At 55.5% G+C, this 23,860-nt stretch carries 27 protein-coding genes; 11 read left to right on the top strand and 16 right to left on the bottom strand.

The genetic code is table 11. The features are described from left to right. The first annotated feature begins 62 nt into the window (after positions 1-62). Both E3E30_RS09200 and E3E30_RS09195 read left to right on the top strand, forming a co-directional pair. Positions 63-914, top strand: a complete 852-nt coding sequence (locus E3E30_RS09200; protein ID WP_167729318.1) for a fumarate hydratase — start codon at positions 63-65, stop codon at positions 912-914. Beyond that, complete coding sequence (locus E3E30_RS09195) at positions 905-1,420, top strand: FumA C-terminus/TtdB family hydratase beta subunit (protein WP_167729317.1); 516 nt, start codon at positions 905-907, stop codon at positions 1,418-1,420. Before E3E30_RS09200 ends, E3E30_RS09195 begins: the two co-directional genes overlap by 10 nt. On the opposite strand, the gene E3E30_RS09190 is transcribed toward E3E30_RS09195, so the two are convergent. The 3 genes from E3E30_RS09190 to E3E30_RS09180 form a co-directional block, all read right to left on the bottom strand. Beyond that, positions 1,411-2,697 carry an NADP-dependent malic enzyme gene (locus tag E3E30_RS09190; protein ID WP_167729316.1) on the bottom strand — a complete coding sequence of 429 codons (1,287 nt, stop codon included), beginning with the start codon at positions 2,695-2,697 and terminating at the stop codon, positions 1,411-1,413. The genes E3E30_RS09195 and E3E30_RS09190 overlap by 10 nt on opposite strands. Positions 2,698-2,814: 117 nt before the next feature. Beyond that, the gene (locus tag E3E30_RS09185; protein ID WP_042692283.1) at positions 2,815-3,312 is read right to left on the bottom strand and encodes a signal peptidase I; all 498 of its coding nucleotides are present in this window, start codon (positions 3,310-3,312) and stop codon (positions 2,815-2,817) included. Then, entirely contained in the window at positions 3,288-3,836 is a 549-nt protein-coding gene (locus tag E3E30_RS09180) for a DUF531 domain-containing protein (RefSeq protein WP_167729407.1), read from the bottom strand. Before E3E30_RS09180 ends, E3E30_RS09185 begins: the two co-directional genes overlap by 25 nt. A 62-nt stretch (positions 3,837-3,898) precedes the next feature. Here E3E30_RS09180 and E3E30_RS09175 point away from each other — a divergent pair, with 62 nt between their 5' ends. Both E3E30_RS09175 and E3E30_RS09170 read left to right on the top strand, forming a co-directional pair. Then, the gene (locus E3E30_RS09175; RefSeq protein WP_042692280.1) at positions 3,899-4,975 is read left to right on the top strand and encodes a hypothetical protein; all 1,077 of its coding nucleotides are present in this window, start codon (positions 3,899-3,901) and stop codon (positions 4,973-4,975) included. A gap of 4 nt (positions 4,976-4,979) precedes the next feature. Beyond that, on the top strand, positions 4,980-5,909 hold the full coding sequence (locus tag E3E30_RS09170) for a dipeptidase (RefSeq protein ID WP_167729315.1): 930 nt from the start codon (positions 4,980-4,982) through the stop codon (positions 5,907-5,909). Here E3E30_RS09170 and E3E30_RS09165 read toward each other — a convergent pair. Both E3E30_RS09165 and E3E30_RS09160 read right to left on the bottom strand, forming a co-directional pair. Continuing rightward, positions 5,906-6,355 (bottom strand): hypothetical protein, encoded by a 450-nt coding sequence (locus tag E3E30_RS09165; protein ID WP_051482204.1) that lies wholly within the window; start codon positions 6,353-6,355, stop codon positions 5,906-5,908. The two genes, E3E30_RS09170 and E3E30_RS09165, sit on opposite strands and share 4 nt — an antisense overlap. Beyond that, positions 6,352-7,047: an RAD55 family ATPase gene (locus E3E30_RS09160; RefSeq protein ID WP_042692273.1), complete on the bottom strand. Its 696-nt coding sequence runs from the start codon at positions 7,045-7,047 to the stop codon at positions 6,352-6,354. Before E3E30_RS09160 ends, E3E30_RS09165 begins: the two co-directional genes overlap by 4 nt. Before the next feature lie 77 nt (positions 7,048-7,124). Here E3E30_RS09160 and E3E30_RS09155 point away from each other — a divergent pair, with 77 nt between their 5' ends. Next, a complete protein-coding gene (locus E3E30_RS09155) occupies positions 7,125-7,970 on the top strand; it encodes a methyltransferase domain-containing protein (RefSeq protein ID WP_167729314.1) in 846 nt (281 codons plus the stop codon). A 46-nt stretch (positions 7,971-8,016) separates the two neighbouring features. Here E3E30_RS09155 and E3E30_RS09150 read toward each other — a convergent pair whose 3' ends face one another. Then, a complete protein-coding gene (locus E3E30_RS09150) occupies positions 8,017-9,885 on the bottom strand; it encodes a S9 family peptidase (RefSeq protein ID WP_167729313.1) in 1,869 nt (622 codons plus the stop codon). 117 nt (positions 9,886-10,002) lie between these two features. Between E3E30_RS09150 and E3E30_RS09145 the strand changes: the two genes are divergently transcribed. Further along, complete coding sequence (locus E3E30_RS09145) at positions 10,003-10,329, top strand: hypothetical protein (protein WP_042692266.1); 327 nt, start codon at positions 10,003-10,005, stop codon at positions 10,327-10,329. Here E3E30_RS09145 and E3E30_RS09140 read toward each other — a convergent pair. Further along, on the bottom strand, positions 10,297-10,947 hold the full coding sequence (locus E3E30_RS09140; protein WP_167729312.1) for a phosphotransferase: 651 nt from the start codon (positions 10,945-10,947) through the stop codon (positions 10,297-10,299). The two genes, E3E30_RS09145 and E3E30_RS09140, sit on opposite strands and share 33 nt — an antisense overlap. 50 nt (positions 10,948-10,997) lie before the next feature. Between E3E30_RS09140 and E3E30_RS09135 the strand changes: the two genes are divergently transcribed. Then, on the top strand, positions 10,998-11,225 hold the full coding sequence (locus tag E3E30_RS09135) for an Lrp/AsnC ligand binding domain-containing protein (protein WP_014122803.1): 228 nt from the start codon (positions 10,998-11,000) through the stop codon (positions 11,223-11,225). Positions 11,226-11,280: 55 nt separating this feature from the next. Here E3E30_RS09135 and E3E30_RS09130 read toward each other — a convergent pair whose 3' ends face one another. The 4 genes from E3E30_RS09130 to E3E30_RS09115 form a co-directional block, all read right to left on the bottom strand. Further along, a complete protein-coding gene (locus E3E30_RS09130; RefSeq protein WP_167729311.1) occupies positions 11,281-12,804 on the bottom strand; it encodes an ABC transporter permease subunit in 1,524 nt (507 codons plus the stop codon). Positions 12,805-12,965: 161 nt separating this feature from the next. After that, a complete protein-coding gene (locus tag E3E30_RS09125) occupies positions 12,966-13,640 on the bottom strand; it encodes a TIGR00153 family protein (RefSeq protein WP_167729310.1) in 675 nt (224 codons plus the stop codon). A 4-nt stretch (positions 13,641-13,644) separates the two neighbouring features. Next, positions 13,645-14,856 (bottom strand): inorganic phosphate transporter, encoded by a 1,212-nt coding sequence (locus E3E30_RS09120; protein WP_042692257.1) that lies wholly within the window; start codon positions 14,854-14,856, stop codon positions 13,645-13,647. A gap of 107 nt (positions 14,857-14,963) precedes the next feature. Next, the gene (locus E3E30_RS09115; RefSeq protein WP_167729309.1) at positions 14,964-16,592 is read right to left on the bottom strand and encodes a metallophosphoesterase; all 1,629 of its coding nucleotides are present in this window, start codon (positions 16,590-16,592) and stop codon (positions 14,964-14,966) included. 83 nt (positions 16,593-16,675) lie between these two features. Here E3E30_RS09115 and E3E30_RS09110 point away from each other — a divergent pair, with 83 nt between their 5' ends. Continuing rightward, entirely contained in the window at positions 16,676-17,032 is a 357-nt protein-coding gene (locus E3E30_RS09110; protein ID WP_042692251.1) for a cupin domain-containing protein, read from the top strand. Here E3E30_RS09110 and E3E30_RS09105 read toward each other — a convergent pair. From E3E30_RS09105 to E3E30_RS09085, 5 genes are all read right to left on the bottom strand, one after another. Next, positions 17,029-17,592, bottom strand: a complete 564-nt coding sequence (locus E3E30_RS09105) for a signal peptidase I (RefSeq protein ID WP_167729308.1) — start codon at positions 17,590-17,592, stop codon at positions 17,029-17,031. The genes E3E30_RS09110 and E3E30_RS09105 overlap by 4 nt on opposite strands. A gap of 9 nt (positions 17,593-17,601) precedes the next feature. Beyond that, on the bottom strand, positions 17,602-18,588 hold the full coding sequence (locus tag E3E30_RS09100; RefSeq protein ID WP_167729307.1) for a hypothetical protein: 987 nt from the start codon (positions 18,586-18,588) through the stop codon (positions 17,602-17,604). A 171-nt stretch (positions 18,589-18,759) separates the two neighbouring features. Further along, on the bottom strand, positions 18,760-19,164 hold the full coding sequence (locus E3E30_RS09095; RefSeq protein WP_167729306.1) for a hypothetical protein: 405 nt from the start codon (positions 19,162-19,164) through the stop codon (positions 18,760-18,762). 154 nt (positions 19,165-19,318) lie between these two features. Beyond that, the gene (locus E3E30_RS09090) at positions 19,319-20,599 is read right to left on the bottom strand and encodes a tRNA (N(6)-L-threonylcarbamoyladenosine(37)-C(2))-methylthiotransferase (RefSeq protein WP_167729305.1); all 1,281 of its coding nucleotides are present in this window, start codon (positions 20,597-20,599) and stop codon (positions 19,319-19,321) included. Between the two features lie 75 nt (positions 20,600-20,674). After that, complete coding sequence (locus E3E30_RS09085; protein ID WP_042692243.1) at positions 20,675-20,905, bottom strand: TRAM domain-containing protein; 231 nt, start codon at positions 20,903-20,905, stop codon at positions 20,675-20,677. 269 nt (positions 20,906-21,174) lie between these two features. Between E3E30_RS09085 and E3E30_RS09080 the strand changes: the two genes are divergently transcribed. Genes E3E30_RS09080 through E3E30_RS09070 form a run of 3 tightly spaced genes read left to right on the top strand, consistent with a single transcriptional unit; the run spans position 21,175 to position 23,860 of the window. Then, on the top strand, positions 21,175-22,347 hold the full coding sequence (locus E3E30_RS09080) for a nickel-dependent hydrogenase large subunit (protein WP_167729304.1): 1,173 nt from the start codon (positions 21,175-21,177) through the stop codon (positions 22,345-22,347). Further along, on the top strand, positions 22,347-23,033 hold the full coding sequence (locus E3E30_RS09075) for a 4Fe-4S binding protein (protein WP_240922662.1): 687 nt from the start codon (positions 22,347-22,349) through the stop codon (positions 23,031-23,033). Before E3E30_RS09080 ends, E3E30_RS09075 begins: the two co-directional genes overlap by 1 nt. Next, positions 23,030-23,860: a Coenzyme F420 hydrogenase/dehydrogenase, beta subunit C-terminal domain gene (locus tag E3E30_RS09070; protein WP_167729303.1), complete on the top strand. Its 831-nt coding sequence runs from the start codon at positions 23,030-23,032 to the stop codon at positions 23,858-23,860. The genes E3E30_RS09075 and E3E30_RS09070 overlap by 4 nt, the downstream gene beginning before the upstream one ends.

Raw genomic sequence — 23,860 nt, 5'->3', positions numbered from 1 at the left:
TATAGCATTCTCGCGTCAATCTTTTTAACTCTCACACCCAGCCTTAGACAGGTGAATGCCTATTGATAGGGGCAATCGTCGAGGCGATAAGGCTTGCGGTGACGAGGATTCCAGACGACGTCGTTTCCGCTCTGAAGAAAGCCTACGAGCGCGAGGAAAACGGAGTGGCGCGCTTCAACCTTGAGAACATCCTGAGGGCAATAGAGATTGGAAAGGCAGAAGCAATACCAGTCTGTCAGGACACGGGGACGCTCACCTTCTTCGTGAAAGCCGGCCTGAACAGCCCGTTCCTGGGGGAAATCGAGGGGGCGATAGTGGAAGCCACGAGGCTTGCCACGAAGGAAGTCCCGCTCAGGCCCAACGCGGTGGACGTTCTCACGGGAAAGAACTCGGGCGACAACACGGGCAGGGGCGTTCCGGTAATCCACTGGGAGCTTACCGGGGGCGATGAAATCGAGATAGCGGTTCTGCCGAAGGGTGGCGGAAGCGAGAACTGCTCGGCTTTGGCGATGCTCACGCCGGGCGAGGGCTGGGAGGGCGTTAAGCGCTTCGTGGTCGAGAGGGTTAAGGCCTGCGGAGGAAAGCCCTGCCCTCCGGTTGTTCTGGGCATAGGCGTCGGCGGTGGCGCCGATTACTCCCTCCTGCTGGCAAAGAAGGCCCTCCTCAGGAGGGTCGGCGAGAGGAACCCCGACGAAAGGATTGCGGAAATCGAGGGGGAGCTTTTGGAGGAAATCAACGCCCTTGGAATCGGCCCGATGGGGATGGGCGGGAGAACGACCGCCCTGGACGTGAAGATAGAGGTCGCCCACAGGCACCCGGCGAGCTTTCCCGTTGGCCTAATAGTCCAGTGCTGGGCCAACCGGAGGGCTTTTCTCAGGATAAAACCCGACGGGAGGGTCGATATATGGCAGTGAAGCTGAGAACCCCGCTGAGCACGGAGGACGTCCTTAGACTGAAGGCGGGGGACGTCGTTTACCTGTCGGGAGAAATCGTCACGGCGAGGGACTCGGCCCACAGGCGGATTCTGAGCCTTCCGAAGGAGGAACTGCCCTTCAACCCCGAGGGGGCCGTAATCTACCACTGCGGGCCTGTCGTGAGGAAAACCGGGGAGGGCTACGAGATAGTCTCGGCAGGGCCGACGACGAGCGCAAGGATGAACCGCTACCTCGATGAAATTCTCGGCCTGGGCGTCAGGGGGATAATAGGAAAGGGAGGAATGAAAGCTGAGCCGTTCAGGGGCAGAGCGGTTTACTTCGCCTTCACCGGTGGAGCCGGCTCGCTCGCCGCCAAAAGCATAAAGCGCGTTAAAGCCGCCCACTGGCTCGACCTTGGAATACCGGAGGCCCTCTGGGTCCTTGAGGTGGAGGACTTCCCGCTGATTGTGGCCATAGACGCGCACGGAAACTCGCTCTACCGGTAGGCCTTACGCTCCTCGTTCATGGGGACTATGAACTGGGAGTAGAACTCCCTCCACTTCCTAAGCCTCTCCGCGACCTCCTCTGGATTAACGCGAACCCTCGCAACGCCTTCCTTCATGGCCTCCTCCGCTACCGCCTTAGCCACGACGGGATGAACGTCGGGGTGGAACGGTGATGGGATTATCTCCTCCTCGCTCGGCTCTATGACCGAAGCCATTGCCTTTGATGCCGCGATTATCATGCCGTCCGTTATCGTCTTAGCCCTCACGTCGAGCGCACCCCTGAAAATCGCCGGAAAGCCGAGGAGGTTGTTTATCTGGTTCGGATAGTCGCTCCTTCCCGTTGCCACAATCCTCGCGCCGGCCTTTTTAGCATCTTCCGGCAGTATCTCCGGAACGGGATTGGCGAGCGGAAAGACTATCGCGTCGTCGGCCATGTTCCCTATCCACTCGGGCTTTATGACGCCCGGTCCCGGCCTCGTGAAGGAGATTAGAACGTCCGCTCCCCTGAGCGCCTCTGCCGGGCCCCCCTCAATCCCCTCGCCGTTGGTCTTCGCGAGGAGTTCGCCCCTGTACGGGAACAGCTCTTCAAGGGGCAAATCCGGCGTTAGAGTCCTCGGCTCCCCGTCAATCAGCTCGACGACCCGGACGTTTTCAGGCTTAACCCCAGCTTTGACGATTAATCTGAGCGTTGCGAAACCGGCCGCCCCTGCCCCGAAGAGCGCGACGCTTATCTCGTCAAGCTTCTTACCAACTACCTTGAGGGCGTTGATTAAACCTGCTAAAACGACGCTCGCCGTGCCCTGCTGGTCGTCGTGGAAGACCGGAACGTCAAGTTCCTCCCTCAGCCTGTCGAGGATGTAGAAGCACTTCGGTGAGGCTATATCTTCAAGGTTTATCCCACCAAAGGAAGGTGAGACGGCTTTAACGACCTCTATGAACCTTTCGGGGTCCTTCTCTGCTAAGACGAGCGGGAACGCGTCAACGCCGCCGAAGGCCTTGAAGAGCAGGGCCTTGCCCTCCATAACTGGGAGAGCGCCAAGGGGCCCTATGTCGCCGAGGCCTAAAACCCTCGTCCCGTCGCTTACAACAGCTATCGTGTTGCCCCTGTTGGTGTAATCATAGGATTTCTCAGGCTCTTCAGCTATCCCGCGCGAGACCTCGGCGACACCCGGAGTGTACGCCAGGGGAAGGGTTTCCCTCGTTAGCGGAACCTTTGGAATAACCTCTATTTTGCCATTGCCGATGAAGTTACCCCTGTGAAAATCCCTCGCGTCCATTCGACCACCGAAGGGGTTGGCATATAGAAGTTAAAATGCCTTTCGATGAAAAGAAAAATTGACAGAAAGCGGTCAGGGGCCGATTAGCTCATCACGGCTCAGTTACCTACCCTCACATCATCCCAGGCCGAGGGCGTTGCGAATCCAGAGCGGGATGAGGCCTATCTTCGGGAACACAAACTCGGCCTTGGCCTCGACGGCGTACGTCGGCACGCATCCGGCTATGTAGCCGTCGGGGAGCTGGACCTCAAGCAGGCCGTCCGAAGTTGGGTACGGCGGGTCCGGAACGGGGTTGTTGTCACCCCAGGTTACGAAGCACTTCTCAGGCTTCCCATCGATTTTAACCGTGTAGATGTAGCGAACGCGGTGAATTATCGGGTACTCGTAACCGGGACGCTTGTAAACTATCACGTCGCCGACCTTTATTTGGTCGGGGTTGGTAACGCCCTTGAGGAGAACGACGTCCCCCCTGTAAAAGACGGGCTCCATAGAGCCACTCACCACTATAACGAGGGGCGAGTCCGTGTGAAGGGCCACCCTGAGGCCCGCCTGAATTCCGAAAACGACGACGATTGCCACCAAAAACCACGCTACTTCCTTCTTCCACTCCTCCATTTCAAGGCCTCCATGTAGGTGGCAACTCTAACGGCTATCGCGCCTATGGCTGTGCAGGTTTCGAGGCTGACCCTCTTTCCCGTGACGTCCATATGGTGGCGCGCCAACTTAAAGGTTTCCTTCGGCAGTCCGTGCCGGCCGAGCCCTATGAGGAGGAGAAAACGCTCGCCGTTAAGGGCCCTCTCAGCAAGTTCAAGGGGCGTAATTTCTTTTTCCTCCGAGGGCTTTCTCGTCGTGGCAACGGGAACGCCGAACTGCGGGGGGAATCCCTTCTTCGGAAAGTCAAGGAGGTGAAAGCGGTTTCCCCTGGCGAGTTCAACGAGGTATTTGCCACCCTCCCCTATCGTCGTGTGCTCGCTGACCTCCTCGGCAACGTCGAGGGGCTTTCCATCGAGAGGGAAGCCGATTAGGGCCAGATGGAAGCCGTAGGCGTACGCTATCGGGGCGGAGCGAGCTATTGCGCGCAGATGTGCCTCGTGAAGCCTTCTGGCATCGTAGGTGTTGTAGAGGGCCAAAGTTAGCATCGGCATGGTTGTATGACGTCCGAGAAGGTTTATAAGGATTTGGAAGTTAATTAAAAGTTGCCATGACCGACCTCGAAGAGATTAGGGCTTTGGCAGAGAGGGGGCAGTTCGAGGACGCGCTTGAGAGGGTGTGGGAGCTAGATGATGAGCTCGACCAGATTGAAGCCCTCATCAACGTTGCCTTAGCCATAAGACGAAAAGGCGGCCCCGAGGACTGGATTCCCGGAATCCTCGAGGATGCTGAATACATCGCCGAGCACTCAAAAGACCCGTACACAAGGGCGGTGGGATACGGCATAATCGCCTTTGCCTTTCATGCCCTCGGATACTACAAAGAGGCGGCTGAGACCTTCAACACCGCCATAGAGGAGGCCGGCAAGATAAAGGACCCACTGCTAAAGGGGGAAGCTCTGGCAACGGTAGCCTACTACGTTGCCACAACCGGCGACGCCGAAACCGCTATGGAACTTTTCGATGTTGCTTTCGACGTTATAGCCAGGGCGGAGGTAGAATACCGGGCTAAAGTTGACGGCCTTCTCAAGATAGCTGAACTCATGGAGAACGCCGGTGATGAGCTGTTCTCTAAAAACGCAATAGGCTTCTACCGGACCGCATTTGACATCTTCGACAAGCTCCACGTGAACCAGAGGGCCGGCGTCACAGAAAAGAAGCTCCAGCTCGCCGAGATAATGAGCGAGACTGGGCTGCCGGAGATAAGGCGCGCCCTGCTTGAGGGACGCTACCACTACGCGCTGGCCCTGATAAGGAGGAAGTTCAAGGGTGCGTCGAAGCTCATTGGGGAACTCGAGGCGGCCCTTTGGATGAAGCGCGTAAACGAGCCGACTTACGTAGAGGTTATTGAAGAGGCACTCCGCGAGGCCGGCAACGTTGAGCTCTCACCGGCGAGCGCCCAGAGGGTGGCGATGCTCCTGACCCAGCTCGGAAGCCTCAGGGACGCGCTGACCTTTGCGGAGATGATAGAAGACCCCGGGCGGAAGAGCAGCGCCCTCAGGGGAATAGCGATTGCCCTCGCCGAGAGGGAGGAGTACGACGAGGCCAAAAAGGTGGCCGAGTCAATACCCTTACCCGAGGTCAGGGCGGAAACCTTAAGGGACGTCGAGACGATGTCCCTTGGGTGAGCCCATGATTTTCGACGCACACTCGGATTTGCCCACCTTCATCTACGACGAAAGGAAGGCAGGAAAAACGCGCGTCCTCGAAGGGAACTGGCACTTCTTCAACGGCTGGGTTAGTTCAAGGGTTATGGCGATATGGACGAGGCCGGACAGACGAAAGGACGCAACCGTTTACGGCTTCGAGGTTTTGAACGCATTTCTCAAGGACGTCGAGGAGAGCGAGCGCTTCGAGCTCGTGAGGAACGTTGAGGAGATGAGAAAAACCATAGAGGACGGCAGAGTGGCACTCTGGCTGGGCCTCGAAGGGGGAGAGCCAATAGGCGAGAGTTTAGAACTCCTCGAGGTCTTTCACCGCCTAGGGCTCCGCGTTCTGACGCTCACGTGGAGCCTGAGGAACGCGATAGGCGACGGCGTCTTCGAGAGGACCAACGGAGGCCTCACCAACTTCGGCGTGGAGGTCGTTGGAAAGGCCGAGGAGCTGGGGATAGTAATAGACCTCAGCCACATAAACGAGGCCGGCTTCTGGGACGCGCTGGACGTTACCTCGTTCCCGGTCATAGCGTCGCACTCCAACGCGAGGAAGCTCTGCGACCACCCGAGGAACCTGACCGACGAGCAGTTGAAGGCGATAGCCGAGAGGGACGGCGTTGTTGGTGCCGTCGCCATACCGGGCTTCGTGGATAAGGAGAAGCCGACGCTGGAAAAGTACGTCGAGCACATAACTTACATGGCCGACCTCATAGGCTACAAACACGTTGGCCTCGGCTTTGACTTCGTCTACTACCTGAGCGGCTGGAGCGGGAGGAGCGTCGAGGGCTTTGAGGATGAATCGAAGATTCCTGCGCTCATTGAAAAGCTGAGGGAAAACTTCAGCGAGAAAGAGGTGGAGGCAATAGCCTTCAAGAACTTTGAAAGAGTTTTTGAGAGGGTAACCTAAGGCCTCCTGAGAAAAGAGGGTATCCCCAGATGCCCCCTGCTGTTGGAAAAGCGCACGAAGCCGAGGAACCTCGCTTCACCAGTAAGCCGGACGGAGAGCATGCCCAGAATCCTTGAGCGCTCAACGACCGAGCGAACTGACTCCGCACTGAGCTCCGCCTCAAGAACGGGAGGCCTGTAAACTCCAAGCATGACGTCAAGCTCCCTGTCCGAGGCACCCTCAGTTCTTCCTTTTCTGAAGGAGTCGAGGGCCGGGCCGAGAACGTTCCTCGCCTCTGCCTCCCGAAGAACGCGCTCCTTAAGCTCCCTCGACCAGCCGCTCCAAGCCAAGTGGCCGGAGTAGCCCAGAAAGTAGCCGAGCAAATAGGCCTTTCGAACAGGACTCTCCTCCGAGAGTATTTCCGCTATTGTCACGGGTTTTCTTCTGAAACGCCTTCTCATACTCATATGAGCGGCCCCCTAACGGAGAGTCCGCGGGAACCAAACTCAACGCGGTACATCCTCGTCTCGTGGTTCGTCCTGCGCATCTTGAGAACCTGAACGGCGCGAACCATCTTGACGCCGTCAAGGTAGTAGTGGAGCATTATGACTCCATCGACGAGGTAGTGCTCCTCGGTGTAGCGGTCGAGCTCAGTCAGCTCGGCAACAAGTATGCTTGTTATCCCAAGGTCTTCAATGGTTCGGAGGAACGTCGCCAGCTCCGCCCTTTTCTCGGCGGGGTCTGTTGTGGGGAAGTCTATGGCGGTAAGCGGGTCTATGGCGAGGCGCGAAATCTTCGCCTCCCTCGCTAGGTCTTTGATGCGGAACATAACGCTGCTCCACTGGGGAGGTTTGGCCGTGGAGCCCCAGAGTTCCCGTCCAAGGTCGTAGAGGATTAGGTTCCCGTGGGCGATGTGGTCTCTAACCTCCGGGTCGAAGCGCTCAAAGTCTTTGATGACTTCCTCAGGATTGTGGACGAGTGATATGTATGCAACCCTCTCGCCGTTTCTCGCGCCCTCCACGAGGAACTGCATAGCAAAGGTGGTCTTACCGCTCCCTGGAGGGCCTGTGACCAGGTAGGCCTTTCCAGGAACGAAGCCACCCTCGATGAGCTCGTCAAAGCCAGGGATTCCGGTGCGAACCCTCTCGCCGGCCCTCATCCTATCAGCCTCCCGCTTATTAATAAGTGAGGTAAAACTATATAAAAAGGTGTCCCATCCTGGAAGAGGGAAAGGCCATGAACGCTTACTTTTTAACTGCTCAGGACGCGAGGAGGATGCTCCTCTCACGGGGGACAGTCAGGCTCAACCTCGACCTCAGGAAGACCAACAGGACGTGGGAGGTAACGCGGGAAGGTGATGAGTTCATCTTCCCCGACGGAACGCGAGTTTCGAGAGACGTCATCGAGAGGATAGCAAGGGACGAGGGTAGCGTTTACTTCGTTAAAGAGGGGGGAGTTTACAAGGCCGCCATCGCTGGAGAGCACTTCTACAAGCTCGTCCCGACGATTCCGCCGACGATTGAGATAAACGGCATCAGGATGCACAGGACGAAGGAAGTAAACCCGCTCCAGGACACGAGGAACAAGGTTAACACGGTAAAACCAAAGGAAGGCGAGACGGTCTTAGATACCTGCATGGGGCTCGGCTATACCGCCATAGAGGCTTCAAAGCGCGGAGCCTACGTCATAACAATCGAGAAAGACCCAAACGTCATCGAGCTGGCAAAGATAAACCCCTGGAGCAGGGAGCTCTTCACGGGCGGTAAAATCCAGGTGATTCACGGCGACGCCTTCGAGGTCGTAAAGCGCTTTAACGACGAGAGCTTCGATGTTGTACTCCACGACCCGCCGCGCTTTTCCTTAGCCGGCCAGCTCTACTCGGAGGAGTTCTACCGCGAGCTTTTCAGGGTTTTGAAGCCCGGCGGAAGGCTCTTCCACTACGTCGGCAACCCTGGAAAGAAATACAGAAGAAAAGACCTCCAAAGGGGCGTCATGGAGCGGTTACGAAAAGCGGGCTTCGTCAGCGTTAAGCGCGTTGAAGAGGCACTTGGAGTCGTGGCGAGAAAACCGGGGAAGAAATGAACAGAATTGGACACCCCCCGAAAAGGGGGATGTCCAAAGGTGTATATTAAGGTTTCTCCCTCAGTATCTTCTCAACGTCGAAGCCCTCTTCGTACTTCCTGAGTTTCCTCTCAAAGAACTCTATGAAGAGCTTGTAGCGCTTTGAGCGGTGCTTCGGGCTTCCGCGGATGCTGTGGCCGTGCGGGCCCCTCTTGAAGACGGCTATGTAGGCCTCCTTGCCGAAGTCTTTCAGAACGTTGTAGAACATCAGGCTCTGGTCGAGCGGACAGCGGTAGTCCTCGAGCGAGTGGATGAGCAGTATCGGGGCCTTCACGTTCTCCGCGTAGAACAGCGGGCTGAGCTTCCGATAGTTCTCGTTTTCGAGTGGATTCGGGCCGATGACCTCAACGTCGTACCAGAGGCCTATGTCCGAGAAAGCATAACTCGTCAGCCAGTAGCTTATGCCGTTCTCGCTGATTCCGGCCTTGAAGAGGTCGCTCTGCGTTAGCGCCCAGTTGGTCATGAAGCCGCCGTAGCTTATGCCCGTTATTCCAACCCGCTCCCGGTCTGCCTGAGGCTCAAGCTTGAGGAACTCCTCTATACCGGCCATTATGTCCTCGAAGTCCTCCAGACCCGTTCTCTCAAGAACGCGGAGCGCGAAGTCTTCGCTATAGCCGTCGCTGCCGCGCGGGTTGACGTAGACCACGTAGTAGCCCTTGTTCGCCATCAACTGCATCTCGTAGACGAAGCGGTGGCCGTACATTCCCTTCGGCCCGCCGTGGACGAAGACTATCACCGGGGCCTTCTCATCCTCCTTGAGCTCAGGTTTGAGGTACCAGCCGTCTATCTCCAAATCCTTGCTCTTGAAGCGGAAGTGCCTCGGCTCGAAGGTTTTCAGCTTCTCAAAGATTGGCCCGTTGTAGTCGGTGACCTGCTTGAGCTCACCGTCGTAGAGGTAGAGCTCGCCTATCCTCGTTGCCGTCATTATGAGGAGCAACGCCTTTCCGTTGCTGGCATCCAAGCCGTAAATCCAGTGGTCACCAACGACGACCCTCTCAGCTTTACCGTCCCAGAGCCAGAGGTGAACACTGCCCGCATCTGGCGTCAGGAAGTAGACCTTGCCTTCCGTTAGCTTCGCGCCCCAGACGTCGAGCGGACCCTCGTAGACGGGCTTAAGCTCGCCGTCGTAGATGTAAAGCCAGTCGTGCTCGCTGATGAACCGCTTTTCCTTTTTGCCCCTCAGGAGAATCGCCTTTCCGTCGGAGTCAACCGCTTCGAAGGAAACGCGCTCGAAGAGCTTCTCCTCGTTTCCGTCCTTCCAGAGGTAGATGTCGTAGAACTTGAAGAGCGCCGGCTTGCCGTCCTCGCGATGCGGAACGTTGATGAGTATTCCCTCCCCGTGCCAGAGGCCGGAACTGAAGCGGGGCTTCTCGAACTCCTCTATGATTTCCTCCGCCTCGGTGTCGAGGACCCAGAAGGTCGTTTTCTCACCGTCCAGGAATCCCATGCTGTCGAACCAGAAGGGAACGTCGTCGTCGAATACGAAGTCGTCATCGTCGTGCCTCTTGAAGCCGACTATCAATAGCCTCCTCGAGTCGTCGTTCCACTGGAGGGAGCGGATGTTCTTGGCCGAGAGAACCTTCTTGGCGCTCATCGTCTCAAGCTCGGCAACCCAGACCTCTGTTTCTTTCTTCTCCTCGTTGGGCCTCGTGAAGGCAAGTTTACTCCCATCCGGCGAGAGTCTCGGCATTGAGGCGTTCTCTATGAAGCGCCTTGAGCCCGTTTCAAGGTCCTCAACGACTACAGTGCTCTCGTACCTGTTGTCCTTCATGTTGACCTTGGTCAGGGTGTAGGCTATTCTGCTCCCTTCAATCCGAGGGTCGTTCACGTAGGCGAACCGAGAAAAGGTCTTCTCGTTCCATTCGATACCGCTCATAACGCTATCACCCAGTTATGATAGGCGCCGAGGTATAAAAGCTTAACTCCAATGGACATCAATGAACACGGGAACCTTTAAAAGGAGCCCGCCGATAGTGCCGGGACAGGTGAGAGAATGAAGGAAACGAGCGCCATAGCGATAATCCTGGCCGTGGGGATAGGCGTTTCGTTGCTCCTGAAGAACTACATCGGGATAGCCATAGCGGCCTTCGGAATACCGGCGTACCTCGCATACACCGCCCGAGAACAGAACATACTCGCGAAGTCGAGGCTCTACGACAGGGACCTGTTCCTCATGATTGGCATCTCGATAGTTGTAATCCTCGTCTTCAACTACTTCCTCGACCCGAGGATTGGACTCATAGCCCTCGCCATCGTCGTTCCGCTCCTTGCTCTCTACGCCGACAGGCTAAAGGCCGGAAAGAAGGCCCAGAAGGCGTGAAAGCTTTCCGGTTCTCTTGTACTCCCTCAGCGCTTCTTTTACCTCCTCCCTGAAACCCTCGTCGAGACCGAACTTCATGTATAACCTTTCTGAAATCGCGTTTCTGCCGACGAAGAGCATCGAAAAGGCCGAGGTTAGGTTGTTCGGCTTCCTCCAGCCGGCCTTCTCAAAGTCTATAATGTAAACCCCCTCGCCGACGATGATGTGCTTGCCACCCTGAATCTGGCCGTGGTCGAGGTAGAGCCTGTCGAGTAAGGCCGTTTTCTCGGCTATTCCGAAGAGGTGACGCTTTTCAATGTCGGCGTAGAGAACGGGCTCACCATCGGCGAACTCCCTGACGAGGTAGGGCAGGCCCTCAAAGACCCCCGTGAAGAGGAGCGGGGGCGTGATTCCGAAGGGCTCTATCGCCCTCAGTATCCTCGCCTCCCTTTCAAAGTTGTTCCTCGGCGAATCCGGCCTCTGGAGCTTCACGACGACCTTTCTTCCCTTGAACTCGCCGAGGAAGACGAGGCTCGTAGTGCCTTTGGAGAACGGCCTGACCCCACTTAACCCAAGACCCTCAAGGTGGTTCAGAAACCGCTCCAGTTTCTTACGACCGATGATGTTCTCGAACGTCATACTCGATAAGCTTAAATAGGTCGCGGGTTAAATATTTTTGGTGATAGCCCATGGTGACGGCTTTTATTTTGATGGTTACGGCCGCTGGAAAGGAAAGGGAAGTTATGGAGAAGCTTCTCGCCATGCCAGAAGTTAAGGAGGCCTACGTCGTTTACGGCGAGTACGACCTCGTTGTCAAAGTTGAAACGGACACGCTCAAGGACCTCGACCAGTTCATAACCGAGAAGATAAGGCGCATGCCGGAAATCCAGATGACCTCGACGATGATAGCCATCTGATTCTCTCGTTCTTCTCTCTACGATTCTTAATCTCCACAAGCGGAGATTGGGCTCATCATCTCAGGTCGGCTTTCCTGAATTTGAGCCAGGCGATTGTGAGGTAAACCAGCGTAGGGAAAATTAGCATCGTCAAGCTCCCGGGATAGTTGAGAATCTCTGAAAGGGGCCTTGGCGGAAGGCTCCTCTTCGGAGAGACCGCCATCCCAAGCACGGTGTAGTGCAGAAAAGGACTCGGCGTGGGAAGGGAGTTTTTGGCCAGAACATCAACTAATGACTCCCCCGCCGAGTTTGAGGCTGCAATGACGGCGATTGGAACTGCAAAGCTCAGCAGGAAGGCCAGTACCAGCGAGACGAAAAGCACCCTCCTGCCCCGCATAAAGACCGAAAGCAAATAGCCGAGCGCCAAGTACTGGACGAGCGAGAGGAAGAGGAGAGAGCCAAAGGCAAGGCCAAGCTCAAGGGTTCTGCTCAAGGGAGCACCCAAGTGGAGGGCGTAGGCAACGAGGATGGCCAGGTAGAGGGTGGTCCCGATGAAGACGGCAGAGATGTCGCTCAGGAGCGTTCCAAGGAAGAAATCCCTCCTCCTCAACGGCTTGCTCAGCAGAACCCTTACGGTCCCATTCTCGATGGCCGAGCCTATCGAGACCGCCCCGAGAGGGAGGACAACAAATGGTAGGAATACTCCAGCCAGAGCCGAGATTAGAGCGTTCAAAACGCCAGTAGGGCCGTAAAGGGAGTGGTACTTGTTGAGAGTGGCCTTATTTAAAAACGCCATTAGGGCAGTAAAGGCGACAAAAGCCATGAAGCGTTTGCTCTGAAGGCTCAGCCCGAGGAAAACACCGTGAAGCCCGCGTGGAGAGAAGGGAAAACCGGGGACGATGATAGACTCAGAACCCCTCAACTCCCTCCCACGGAAGACTTCCATTCCAGCGAGCGACAGGCCAGCAGAAAGGGCCAGGAGCTCCCCCACGGCGCGGTGAGAGACCGAGACGCTCTCCCCGATGGAGATTGCCCTTTCAATGTAAGCCGTCGGAATGAAGGAATAATCGAACTTTCCGAGGAGCAGGAGCACAACGAACGCCCCAAGTCCGAGGAAGACCCCCGAATCGTGAGAGGTCGCTAATGGAAGAAGGAGCAGGGCGATTCCGAGGACGCCGACCAGCGAGAGCGAAAGGACGAGGGAGCCGATGAGGTAGTCTTTAACTTCGAAACCATGAGCCAGCATCGCGAGTGTCCCGGAAACAGCTACCCCCACAGCAGAAATCAGGGCAAGTTTTAGGCCCTCAACGGACCAGCCGAGGAAGTAGCGCCTCCTTGTGAGGGGCCTTGAGAGCATTAGGAGAACGTTGCCCCGCTCGAATTCCGAGCCAAAGTGCGAGAGGAGCAAAATTAAGAGCAGGGGAGCCAGAAGATACTTGATGAAGTTTGGATGCCACTTAGAGAGCAAATCGGCCGTTATCAGGTAGCCGAGCCGTTCGGGAGACACGTTGGGGTAGTGGAAGGTAAACCTGTTAACGTCTATCTCGACCGCTATGGCCGGGAAGAGAGAGATAAGGAAAAGCAGAAGCTTAGTTCTCATTTCGCACCACCTACAACTCACCCTGAGAAGTAAGGGGTTCACCTGTAACGCCAGCACGGTGAAACGATGAGGCAATTCTTCCATAAAAGTTGGGAACTATTCTAAAGTCGTCCCTCATTCCCACCCGAAAAAGTTAGGAAGGAGGTTTAAAAAAGTAACCCTCATTTGTTCATCATCAGCCTTATCCTCTCGGCGGCGTCCTTTGCCTTGTCCGATATGTTGCTGATTGTCCTCGCGATGTTCAGGATGCAGAAGCCGGTTCCCCAATCGAGCCTATCGGCGTTCTCGAAGACGAGCTTCATCAGCCTGGTGTCGAGGCCGTCAATCTTGCTCTCGACGTCTTCTATTGCCCGAATAAGTTCGTATTCCCTCGCTATCTCGTTCTCAGCGAAGCCACTCTCTATAACCCTGTCCATCTGCACTATCGCCTCGTAAACGAGCTTAGCAGCTTTTATGCTCTCGGTTCCCATCTGGAGGATTACGTCCTTTATCTCCGCTGGAATCTCGCACGGGCTCTTGACGAGGAGCCACTTGGCGGTGTCCTCGGCTGAATCGGCCACCTTATCCTGCATGTGGAGGTATATGAGAACGTCCTCGCGCGAGACCGCCATCATGAGTTTCGAGCTGAGCGAGTCGCGGATTTCCTCCTTTATCCTGTCGGCGACGTCTTCGAGCCGGTCAACCTCGATGGCAAGCCTCTCCATATCCTCCGCGTTTCCATCGTGCCAGGCCTGGAGGGCCTTCTCAAGGGTTTCAACCGTCTGGATGACCACTTCCGCGTGCTTTATCAGGGGCTTGAATGGGCTTTTCGCGAAGAGTTTGGTCCAAACCTGCATGGTATCACCCCACGAGCATTAAGACCTTGAATATGACGGCGCTGATTAGGCCGGCGACCGGAACGGTAACGAACCATGAGATTACTATGTCCTTCAGGATTGAAGTGTTTATCGCCTTGATTCCCCTCGCCAGGCCGACGCCAACGACCGCACCAACAACGGTGTGAGTGGTTGAAATCGGCATTCCGAGCCAGCTCGCGAAGAGGACGACCGTCGCGGCCGAGAAGTCTATCGTGAAGCCGCGCGTGTTCGTCAGCTCGGTTATCTTCTTCCCAACTGTCTCCATGACGCGGTAGCCGTAGGTGGCGACGCCGACCGCTATGCCGAGACCTCCGAGGGCCAAAATCCACCTCGGAACAGGAACCTTCATTCCCGCCATTCCCATACTCGCGACGGCGTAGACTGCAGCGACTGGTCCTATGGCGTTCGCGACGTCGTTGGCACCGTGCGCTAAAGCCACGTAGCCAGAGGTGATGACCTGAACGCGCCGGAATATGCTCTCAACCCCTATGTAGGGGTCGTTTATGGGGAACCTGAGCCGTATCAGAGCGTAGGTAATCAGGAAAACGAGGAAACCCGCAGGGATTCCATAGAAGAGAACGCCTGCCTTCAGGTCTTTGCCGTGGAGAACCTTGATGTAGAACATCGTCCCTATGACAACGAAGGCGAGCCCAATCCAGAACGGCGACCACACACGGGCGTTTTTAACGGGATTTTTGCTCATGAAAATGCTCCTCGTTAGGGCCTTAAAGACGAGGTAGGCCATTATCGCGCCGACGATTGGGGAGAGAATCCAGCTGAGGACCACCTGAGTCATCTTGCCCCAGTTAACGATGCTCGTCCCGGCGTAAACGATGCCGTAGCCGGCTATTCCGCCGATTATCGAGTGAGTGGTTGAAACAGGCAGTCCAAACTTGGTCGCTATTATCAACCAAATCGTCGCAGCTAAAAGGGCCGCTATTGAGCCGTAAATGAGGACGTTGGGGTCGGTGATTCTGCTCGGGTCAAGGATTCCCTTCCTTATCGTCTCGGTAACGCTCTTTCCAAAGAAGTAGGCACCCGTGAACTCAAGCACTCCGGCTATGACCACCGCCTGCTTTGGCGTTATCGCCTTCGCTCCCACTGCCGTGCTCATCGAGTTGGCGGCGTCGTTGGCACCTATCGCCCAAGCCATGGCAAAACCCAGGAGGATTGTGATTAGCAGCCAGGGGTCCATCCACACCACCGGGCGGAACTAAATAGCACAAAATAAATACCTTGCCGCAATAAAATATAGCCTGCTAAAGGTCTCTATATAGACACAAATAGAATAAAGAGAAAAGCTCAGGTGGAGACCTTGACCACCTTTATCTCAACCTTTCCGTTGGGCTCCATCGTCAGTATGGTGTAGTGGTAGAAGCCACCCTCGTCGGGCTTCGCGTAGAGGGGCGCGCCTCCTCCGCCGGTTATGATGAAGTGAACGCCGTCGTAGGTTCCGTTCCAGTATATGTGGATGTGGCTGAAGATTCCGAAGGCGTTGTACTCCTTCATAAGCTTTAGGAGCTCCTTCGCGCTCTCCTCGCTCATCGCGTGGTCGTCTCCGCCGGGCCTCGGGTCGTAGGGCGGTGCGTGCATAACGACGACCGGCCTCTCACCGCGCCCCTTGGCTATTTCAAACTGCTTCTTGAGCCAGGCGAACTGCTCGTCGGTCAGGCTGTAGTCGTTGCTTATGTCGTTGGCGAAGATGTAGCGGTAGCCCCCAAGGCTGAAGGCGTAATCAGTTGGACCGAAGTAGTAGTGGAAGATGCTCACTCCCTCGCCCTGGTACTCGTGGTTTCCAACCGCTATGAAGACGGGTTTGTTCCAGTGCCAGACCTTCATGAGCTCGGCCCACTGGTAGATTGTGCCGGAGTAAACGAGGTCGCCACCGTCTATGACGAAGGCCCCGCTCTCGTTGTTGACGTCCGCCATTATCTTGAGGAAGACCTCCGGGGGCTTGTCACCGCTCGCCGGCCTGTGGTCGCCGAAAGCGAGGACGCGGTATTCGCTGACGTTCCTGGCAACTATTGAAAAGCTCGGCTCACTCGTCTGGAACTCTATCGTGGTGTTGTCAAGGACTTTGACTCCCTCGGGGAGAACCATGAGTTCCGGGTTGACGTTCTCGATGACGTAGGTCAGCTGGACGTTCTTCGGGTTCTCAACCTTCACGGTGACGTTGAAGCCGAGGGCCCTTATGTAGACCGTCGTGCCGTTGACGAGCCTTATAAAGCCGCCATTGACCGTGACGTTCTCGCCTTTCACAACCCTCCAGTAGTAGTTGAAGGGCTCGTCGTAGAGGAGCTGGTAGAGCTCGTAGTGCTCATCGCTATCGGGGATTCCGTTGAAGTTAACGTCGCCGAACTCCTTGAGGAGAATTCCCTCGAAGGAACCTGAGCGAACGACAGCGTTGGGGTCAACGGAAAGCTTTCCGTCCTTGAGCTCCCTGAGGAAGTAGAGCGAAGCACCGACGCCGGCCCTGCTCGTTCCGGTAACGACCATGAGGGGGCCTTTATCGGAGTTGAGAATTGCTATCGCGCCGAGCCAAGGGCCTGGGAGGTGGGTTCCGTACTTGTAGGCGATGTAGCCAAAGGGCTCGAGCTTCTGAACCTGGACGGGTTTTCCGAAGAGTATCCTCGACTTAACCTCGTCCCCCGGCGAGAGAACGACTATACCGCTTCCATTGAACTGGGAGAAGGGCTCGACCTTTGCGTTCGGGAAGTAGTGCTTAACCAGGCCCTCGTAGCCGTCGCTGACGTAGAACGTCTCGTTGAAGAGCTCCCACCAGCTTCCGATGACCTTTCCGGTGGGATACTTGGCGAAGTTAATCCCACTCGACTGGGGAGTTTGAGTCGTTGAGCCGTTGTCAGGGTTTGAGCCTATGCAACCGCTGGCTAGAACAACGAGAACCAAGGCAAGTGCAATCAAACGCCTCATGCAACCACCCGTCGAAACTCTATGTTAGCCTTAAAAGCGTGAAGGTTTAAATATGAAACTCCCTAAAGGTAATCGGTGATACCATGTTCGTCGGGCACTACAAGGACGTCCCCGAGAAGGACACCGGTTTTGAGGGAGTGACGATAAGGTGGCTCGTTTCTCCGAAGCTCGGAGCGAAGAACTTCGCGATGCGCTATTTCGTTCTCAAGAAGGGCGCCGAGATTCCGATACACCAGCACGACTGGGAGCACGAGATTTTCATAATGAAGGGCGAGGGGATAATAACCAACGGAAAGGAAGAGTACCACGTCAAGGCCGGGAACTTCCTCTACGTCCCGCCCAACGAACCCCACGGCTACAAGGCCCTAACTGACACCTTCGAGTTCCTCTGCCTCATCCCGGCCAAGAAAGAGGCCATCCCCGAGGAGGAGTGGGCTTAACGGCGGTAGTACTTCTTCAGCTTTTTCCTTTTGATTGCGAGCAGTGAAGGTTTGGCCCACTTGGGCCTCGGAGGCTCTTCTTCAAGGAGTATGAGGGCAATCTCGTAGGCCAGGCTGCCGATGATGAACAGGAAGATGAGGAGGACTATCAGGGGAGTGTAGTACCAGACCATGCCAACCTTCGGAATCACGAGGATTACCTTCCCTATAACCTGGTCCGGATAAACGCGCCAGGGGTCGGTGTACTTTCGGTTGTCGCCCTTCGTCACGAAGTAGATTCGGCCAGAATCGTCCCGTTTGATTGCCACTATCCTGTGGGTTATCCTGTAAGTGGCGTTTCCGAGGTGAATCTCGTAGAGTATCACGTCGCCGACGTGAAGCTCGGATGGAGAAACCGGCTTGGTGACGACGAGGTCGCCGGGGTTTATGTGGGGCTTCATTGAGTCAGTCAGTATAACAACGTACTGGAAGCCGAAGACGAAGTGGAGGACTAACACGACCGCGACAAAAATTGCAAGCGCGTATGAAAGCAGGGAATACCAGTCCACGCGCTTCTTCATTTTACCACCCTAATTAAACTCGCATTCCCCTCCGAACCCGATAAGTTTAACCCGATACTCAGCAGTTCTCATAACGTAAACCCAATCAACGTAAGCCGTCAGCTCCACCGGGAACCAGTCAACGTTGGCCTGTCCAAAGCCAACCGAAACCTCACGGTTTCTGAACCTTCCACGGTTTTCAAAGGAGTGCCAGGCTATAACCTTTCCGCTCGAAAACTTCTCAACCCTTCCCCAGCTACCGGTAGGGGTTACTAAAATCTCGCCTATGTAGTACTGCTTGCCCACTTTTTTATTTATCTCAACCGTCCCTGCCCTATCATTTCCAAACTCGAAGAGGAACTTTGAATTTGCGTTCTCCTTGACCGCGATGTAGTCGTACCTGTGCCTGTTTCCGACCTTCGCGTGGATGAACATATAGAACGGATAGCTCTCGGCATATTGAACATCCGACCGTCTCTTGAACTTGAAAACGACGGCGTATCTGTCATTAACTTTAAACCTGGTTAGTTCAACCTCCTTTGAAACAGAACGAACGTCCCAAGAGGAAAAATCCGGCCATATCGTCGAGTTGGCTATCAACTTCCCGTTCCGAACCCTCAACTCCCCGGATTCAAAATTTTTCGAGTCGTCAAATATTCCCGTGTCAACGTGGGGATAATCCCCCAACCGGTTAAATCCGTTGAAGTACACAAAGAGCATCTCGGGCTTCCGGTACCTTCTGTATGGATTGGTAGAACCGTAATAAATCCTGACGACCGCCCATCCCCCTGGAGGAATCCTGGAAACCCTGAAAAAGACCGTGAAGACCTTTGATGTTCTCCTCATGACCCAGAAGTAGAGAGGCTTTCCAGAGGAATCGAGGACGTAGACGTTACCCGCCTTAAGCTTTGAGTATAGGGGAATTTCCACCGCAGGAATCGTGACGTTAAAAGTCTGATTAACGAGCTCGCGGTTCTCAAGGTTCGTGATGTTCAGCTCGATGTAATATTTTCCCATGGTGCAAGAGCCAATTGGCTGGACTTCAAGAGTCATTGAAGGTACGGAATATGCGGATGAAAGCACTAATCCGACGACAAGAACCAGGGAACCAATGACGCGTAGAGTTGGTACAACTCCAGACATGGTAAATAAAGAGGGGGCGGGGCGATTGTTTATTCAAAACTTCCATCAGCTAACGGAAACCTGCTTGCCTGCGATGACGAGGGAAACCTTTGTTATGTAAGTGTCTTCAAGGTCTATGTTGAGGCCTGAGACAGTTATGGTAGTTTGGTCTGAGGTTATTGAACCCGTTTTTGAGATAACGGTCCCATTCTCAAGAGTTACATAAAACGTCCAGTTTCCATCAACTCCAGGACCCTTGTCAAGGGTTATTGTGGCACCAGTGATTACCAGCCCCGAGAACTCCCAGTTCACGGCAGCCTTGGTAGTATCAATGGCAACAGTGTCGGTGGTACCGGCACCGACCTTCTGAACAGTTATGCCAATCTTTGGAACGGCGAGCGCAGTTCCGAGTAAAGTCAGAACCAATGCAAAAACAAGCGGGAGCAACCTCTTCTTGGCGTTCCTCCTCATTCAAGCCACCTCCGTTTGAGCTTCCCTTCCCACTTGGAGGCTGTGGTATAAATAGTTTTCTAAAATGAACCCTAATGGTTCGATTTCTGCATTAGATTGAACACAATTAAAACCAGAAGTTCTTGAGAAATCCCCAAAGAGACGTCAAGAAAACTCAATCCTCCACAGGAACGCCCCTTAGGTAAGTGGAGCCGGCCCAAGTGACCTTGACCTCAATGAACTCCCCGGCACTGCCCGAGTCGAGGATTACCTCCTTGTAGTTGAAGGTTCTCCCCTCCACTCCCCCTTTTTTGCCCGGGCCGTGGACGAGAACCTCGACGGTTCTGCCGACGTAAGCCCTGTTTATATCGTAGGCTATCTGAAGCCTCAGGCGGTGCAAAAGCCTCGAGCGCTCCTTGACGAGCCAGCCCGGCAACTGCTTCCACCTTGCCGCTATCGTTCCCGGCCTTGCTGAGTAGCGGGAGACGTTAATCTTGTCCGGCTTAATCCGCTTTACAAGCTCGACCGTGTTCCGGAAGGCCTCATCGGTCTCCCCAGGGAAGCCAACGATGATGTCGGTGTTGAGGTTCAATTCCGGAATCTCCTTCCTGAAGGCACGAACTATCTCCTCGAACTCCTCAACGGTGTATGTTCTCCCCATTCTCCTGAGAACCTCGTTGTCGCCACTCTGGACAGGCAGGTGGAGGAAGCGGTAAACCTTTTCGTCCTGATAGGCATCAATCAGCTCGTCGAGGAACTTGAGGACGTGGTTGGGGTTCATCATGCCGACCCTAACTCGAAACTCCCCTTCGATGGCCGTTATTTCGTCAAGGAGCTTAGCTAAGTTCGTCCCGATGTCGAAGCCGTAGCAACCGGTGTCCTCGCTCGATAGAATAATCTCCCTGTAACCCCTTGCTAGGGCTTCCTTCACCCATTTGACGACGAGTTCTGGCTTGTAGCTCTTGAGAACCCCGCGGGCGAAGCGCGTCGCGCAGTAGGTGCATGCGTTGAGGCAACCCTCGCTTATGGGAACCACGAAGGCGACGCCGGGCTTCCAGAGCCTCGGGAGTTCGAGCTTGTCGGGGTTTCTTTCCCGCCAGCCTTCCACGCTGACGAGCTTTCCACCGCGCTCGGCAACGTCAATCGCCTCGGCGATTCTGTCTATGCTCTTAACGCCTAAAATCCCCGAAACGCGCGGGTCTATTACATCGGGGTTGACGTGGACGAGACAGCCGGTAACGATTACTCTCTTCCCGGAATTGAGGAGCTCCCTAATCCTCTTCGCCATCTTGAGCTCGGTCGGGTCTTTAACCGCACAGGTGTTGACGACAACGTAATCGGCCTGCTCCGGAGTCTCGACTAACTCGTGGCCCGCTTTCAGAAGGAGGGCCTCCATTATCTCGCCATCAGCTTTGTTCCTTGAGCAGCCGTAGCTCTCGACGTGAACTTTAACCATCGGTGGGCGCTCCAAGGAGGGCCTTAAAAAATATATGGTTCAGAACTGGGAATAAGAGTAGGAAAGGGAAAAGAATCACTCGATGACCGAGGCGAAGGCGAACTTCCTCTTGACGGAGTTAATCACAATCTCAACCTCGTCTCCAACCTGGGTGTTCGGGACGAATATCACGAAGCCCTGAATCTTGGCGATTCCATCGCCGCCCTTACCAAGGCTCTCAATCTTAACGGTGTAGCGCTCTCCAACCTTAACCGGGGCTTCGTTTCCGTAGTCCCTTCCATATCCACCAAACCTGTCTCCGTACATACACAACACAACCTACACATTTCTGGAACCTTCCCGAAAGACTCCGAGAAGAGTCCCGTTGGGAAGTAGGTTCGAGGGTATATAAAGCTTTGGGTGCGTCCGTTTGCCGTTCTTGAAAAGGAAAACAAAACCGTTTTTCAAAATAAGGGCGTTTGGTGGTGTTTTGACGAGAATCCCCGGTTCCAAACCTTCGGTTCAGGAAACCCTTTTATCAAAAGCCGATTACACAATAACGGGTGAGATGAAATTCAAGTTTTGGGGGTGATACCTTGGGCGAGGTCAGGCTTGACAGGGTCTGTCGCGTCGCGGGCGAGGCGAAGCTGATACTTTACGAGGAGGACGGAACCGTTCAGGATGCGCTCTTCATCGCGACCGCGCCGGTCAGGGGCTTCGAGAAGATGGTGATAGGGAAGAACCCGCTCTTCGCCGTCGAGGCGGTCATGAGGATATGTGGCCTCTGTCACGCGTCCCACGGCATCGCGGCGGTGGAAGCGGTCGAACACGCGATAGGAATAGCCCCTCCGAGGAACGGCCTGCTCATGAGGGAAGCGCTGGGGCTAATAAACAGGGCCCAGAGCCACACGCTCCAGTTCCTCATGATGGCGGGAGACCTGATACGGGAGGAAAAAAGGAACGAGGTGCTATTCAAGCTCATGGACTTCCACGCCAAGGTGAGCGACTACCTGCTCAAGCTCGGTGGCGCCGCGACGCACCCGCCGAACCTGACGATAGGCGGAATGCTCCGCGTTCCGAAGTGGAGCGTCTTCAACAACCTGAAGGCGAGGTTCCCAGACCTCATGAAGAGTTGGGAAGAGCTGAAGGAGGTTCTCCTCGACGAGGACGTCCAGACCGAGATAGCGGAGGAGCTTAGGGAAGCGAGGAGGGAGATGCCCTATCTCGCGAGCAGTTTCTTCTACGGCGACCGCTACAACATAAGGACTGACAAAGTGGAGACGATGCCCTACTACGAGTTCAGGAAGGAGGAACCAGCGAGGGAATCAACGACGCTCGTTGCTTTCTATGACGGAAAGAAGGTCGAGGCCGGCCCGAGGGCGAGGATGAAGACCTACCGCGAGTTCAAGGACGATTCTCTCTACGGAATCCACCTCGCGAGGGTTCTCGATACAGAGCTCGCAATCCTCCGTCTGGGAGAGATTCTCGACGAGATTGACATGAACGAAGCCTTCAGGGTCAAAAACATCACCTTCGGCCCGGGCAGGGGAGTCGGCGTTTACGAGGCGCCGAGGGGGACGCTGATACACTACCTTGAGCTCGGCGAGGAGGGGCGCGTGGTCAGCTCGAAAATAGTCGTCCCGACGATGTTCAACATCCCGGTTATGGAGGAGATGGCGAAGGGGCTGAGCGTTAAGGCGGCGGAGGCAGTTATGAGGCTCTACGACCCGTGCATCCCCTGCACGACCCACGTCGTGAGGATGAGGTGATGGTTATGGAGAAGCTGAAGGTCCTTCACGTTGATATAGGCGGTTGTGAGGGCTGTAACGTGAGCATCATCAGGGCCTACCCCAAGCTCATGGATAGCGTAGAGCTCGACATATCCTACCTCCGCGACGGGGAATGCATGTACGACGAGTACGACGTGGCCCTCATAACCGGCGGCGTCTGCATGAACGAGCCGAGAATCGGAGAGGAGCTGAAGGAGATAAGGGAGAAGGCCAAGGTCGTCGTTGCATTCGGTTCGTGCGCGGCGTTGGGAGGAATACTGCGCTTCTGCCGTGGCGGTCAGGCGCCGAGGCCGGACCACAGGAACTTCCAGCCGATAAACAGCGTCATAGAGGTTGACTATTCCATACCGGGCTGTCCGCCGACGCCCCAGATGCTCCAGTCATTCTTCAAGTACTTCATGGCAGGAAACGAGACGAGGCTCAAGCTGTTTAAGGTTACGGCAGGTGTGAAGAAGCTCAGCGGGTTCGACCTCATCGACGACGTCGTTCTAACGGGCCTCTGCATAGGCTGTGGAGCCTGCGAGCTCTCCTGTCCGACCGGGGCCATCAAGCTCATAGACAAGAGGCCGACCCTGGCCCAGGAGAGGTGCATACGCTGTGGAACCTGCTACATCCGCTGTCCGCGCGCGAGCCAGATTATATGCCTCGGGGGTGTTAAGACATGATGCCCGTTGGGGAAACCCTTCTCGGCCAGATTAGGGCCGTTTACCTCGGCAGGGCAACCGACGAAGAGATACTGAAACGGAAGGTCGCAAGCGGCGGCGCTGTTACTGCGATGCTCACCTACGCCCTCGAAAAGGACCTCATAGAGGGTGTAGTTACCGCGAAGAGGACGAAGGGCCTTGAAGGCGAGGCCGTCGTTGCAAGGACGAAGGAAGAGCTCCTCGAAACCGCGGGAAACCGCTGGAGCATAGTCCCGTTCGCGGCGAGGATTAAGGCGAAGATAGAGGAGGAAGACCTGAAGAGGGTCGCGGTTGTCTGTCTTCCCTGCCAGGCGCAGTTCTTCGGTCAGATGAGGGACTTTCCGATACTCGAAACGGACTTCGGCAACAGGATTAAGTACATCGTCAGCCTGTTCTGCATGGGCACCTTCGCCTTCGAGGCGTTCCTGAACTACCTGCGCGTCAAGTACGGCGTCAGGGCCGAGGAGATAGAGGACATAAGGCTCTCAAGAGAATTCCTCGAAATCCACAGGGAGACAGGCGTTCTCGCGATACCGCTGAAGGAAGCTTTTTCCTACCTCCAGACGGGCTGTCTGGTATGCTCCGACTACACCGGGGTGTGGAGCGACGTTTCGGCGGGCTTCGTCGAGAGCGAACCCGGCTGGACAGTGCTGATAACGAGGAACCAGCGCGGTGAAGAGCTCGTCAGGGGAGCCGAGAAGGAGGGCTACCTTGAACTCCGCGACGGCTCCCACGTGCTCGGCGACGTGCTCAAAAAGGCGAGAGAGAAGCTCGCGAGGGCCCAGAGGAACATGGCCCAGCTCCTCTGA

It is taken from the genome of Thermococcus sp. 9N3 (assembly GCF_012027685.1).
Taxonomy (GTDB): Archaea; Methanobacteriota_B; Thermococci; order Thermococcales; family Thermococcaceae; genus Thermococcus; species Thermococcus nautili.
Note: the sequence above shows the minus strand (reverse complement) of the source record. Positions and strands in the feature narration are given on the sequence as shown.